Genomic DNA, 2,850 nt, shown 5'->3' with positions numbered 1-2,850 from the left:
AAAGAGAGATTGATAATTATAGAGATTAGCAAAGTTCTTTTTAGACCCTCTATTATTTTTTTAATGAGAAAAAATAAAAAACATTATATTTCAAATGGTTAATATCTTTAAAACATAACTCATATCAATCGTACAATCTTTAAAGAAAACCTATGATAGGCGTTGATTAAAACGTGTCAGTTATGTGTCAGTAAATTGAACTGACACAATAGACTATTTTAGTGAGTGATTAAAACACATCTTATGAAAAGCATGGGATTCTTTAAAGCATTTCAAAAAATAGCTTGTGATTATGAGAGGTGCTATTCGTTTTTTTGTATTTTAGATATTTTGGGACTTCTCTTTTAGCTCTATTTTTTAAATTCATTTTAGATTTAGAGATATCTCTAAAAGGCAATCCCAAAAAATCTGATTTTATAGAGGAAGGGTTTCTGAAAAGCCTTAAAGAAATCCAAAGAAGAGTGTTTAAAAGTGCAAGTTTCTTCTTTTTAGAATAACGCGTATAAACTATCCTTTTAAAGATTGTATCTAATCAACCCAACAAGAGAGGTATAGATTAATCGCTATATTCTATACCCCTTATGAGTTTTATCATACCCATCATGTGAACATGCTTTATAAGTTATTCAGTTTCTCTGTATGTCTAATGTTGGTAAGTTTTTCACGATTTTCATGGTTTCTAAGCTTACTGTGATAACCCTTTGAAACAACTCTAATGGATAAGCAGGATTGCCAACGGTTTCAACGGCATAGCAATTGGCATCATTAACAATGCCACTTTTTTCATCAGTTTTTACACATTGACGTTCCATAACCCATTCAAGAGCAGGTTTCCCATTAACAACATAGTCATAGGCATCAAGAGGAATATCTGTCATGATGATATTGCCATTATAAATGACAGTAGATTTATCTTTTTCCTTACACTTCTTCATTTTTGTGAATTCCATTTCTGTAACGTAATAAAATTCTTCAGGATGAGGAATATCAGTCAGTTTTGGATCACCCTTTTTAAAAGTCACGGGATAAGGTGCTACAGTTTCATAATTGACATGCAAGTGAGCAAGTTCACGCCCTGCTTTAGTGAATTTCCAAAAATCTTCAGCAGTTCTCACACAAGGGATACGAGGCAATTCTTTAGAAAGATTATCAGTATAACGAGCACGATAATCTTCTGAATGCAAAATACCGTAAACATAATAGAAGAGATCATCTTTTGTTATATTTTCACCAGGATAAGCAGCTTTGAAATGTGCTAAGCCTTCATCAGTGAGTGCATCACGCCGTTGTAAACCAGCTGTTTCACTGTTCTCTATAGGGCTTTCGAATAAATGGGATTGCTTTTTATTTTTATCTTTTGAAACCGTAGCATCTTCGTAAAAGTACCTTGGAAAACATTGACTACCACCATCTATAACATTAAGATCAGGCAAAGTATTCGTCATCAAAACAGAAAAACTTTTTATTGCCCCAACTCCTGAAAGCTGTATGACCCTATTTTCAACCGCTTGTCCTATCGGAAATATCCGCGTCTGATAAGCACCATCGCAGTTGAGTGCAGAATCGCTATAAAGCCACTGTCGTGTAAAAGGACGATACAAACTTTTGGTAAGACAGTTTTCCTTAAAATTGAAAGACTTTCCTTTTACCAAGTCTTTTTTGAGATTATAACTCCAGCTAATTTTACTTGCATCTGAATTCACGAAACTGTCTACAGCTTTTTTACGTGTCTCACGATCAGAATGTTGATAGCCATCATTAAAACGTTCTACTTCGCTATTGTAGAAAGTAATCATATTACTCATGTTTTTTGCCACTGTTGCACAGCTTGAGTTATATGTCCACGCATCACGGCTTGTCATAATGCCACGAGAAAACATTGCAAATAATTTTTTATCATTATTTTTTTTATCACCTAAAGCTAAGAACGCTTCGAAACTTTCATCACGTTGATTTATCCAATCACCATGTTTGTCTGGTGTAATAGATCTCCAACCTTGTTTTTGTGTAATGCCATCAATACTTCTAAACTTTTTAATTATCGTGAGCTTTTCTTCTCTTGTGAGATAATCACCAATATCACGAAAATATATTTTACCATGCTGTTGAGATTCTGGATTCTTTACAAGAATAGAAATCGCTATAGGAGTTCGAGACCCTTCACCAAAAACTCCACCACTTTCTTTTTTACGCTGTTCTCCAGAAGTCCTTGCATTTCCCCGTAAATGGAAAATATAAAGGCTACTAAACTCTTCAACAAGGCACTTGCGTAAACCATCTAGAGAATGACCACTGATAAAACCTGCATTCGTAACAAAACCAATAACGCCACGGTCTTTTATACGATCACTCGCCCAACGAAGTGCACGAATATAACTATCATAAAGTGCTTGCATATTGGTTGCTTTTGATTGAGTAGCATAGGTCTCACGAATACGGTCATCTAATACCGGATAAGGTGTATTTTTTGCATTATCATTTTCATTTTTTTGCTTTGTTGAATAAGGAGGATTACCAAAGATAACTTGAATGTTTAGTTTTTTCTGAAGTTCTAAATAGTCACTGTTTGCTTTGAATATACCTCGCAGCAAATCTTTCCCTTCAAGCATCTGGAAAGTATCAGCTAAACCAATATGCTTGAAAGGTATATAGTCACCTTTCATAACACTATGATAGGTCGTTTCAATATTAATCGCAGCTATGTAATAGGCAAGCAAGACAATCTCGTTGGCATGGATATCATAACGATATTTATATTCTATATCTTCTGGTTTGATGAGGTTGGATTGTAAAAGCCTTGTGATAAAGGTACCGGTGCCAGTAAAGGGGTCCAGAATAGAAACACCCCGT

The 2,850-nt window shown here is 34.6% G+C and carries 1 pseudogene; it reads right to left on the bottom strand.

The features are described 5' to 3' along the window. Positions 1-622: 622 nt before the first annotated feature. Positions 623-2,850 (bottom strand): annotated as a pseudogene (locus tag BN67_RS14585) (type ISP restriction/modification enzyme); the annotation flags it as partial.

Origin of the sequence: Bartonella rattaustraliani AUST/NH4, from assembly GCF_000312565.1 — a bacterium.
Taxonomy (GTDB): Bacteria; Pseudomonadota; Alphaproteobacteria; order Rhizobiales; family Rhizobiaceae; genus Bartonella; species Bartonella rattaustraliani.
The sequence above is the reverse complement of the archived record's forward strand: the minus strand, read 5'-3'. Positions and strand labels throughout refer to the sequence as shown.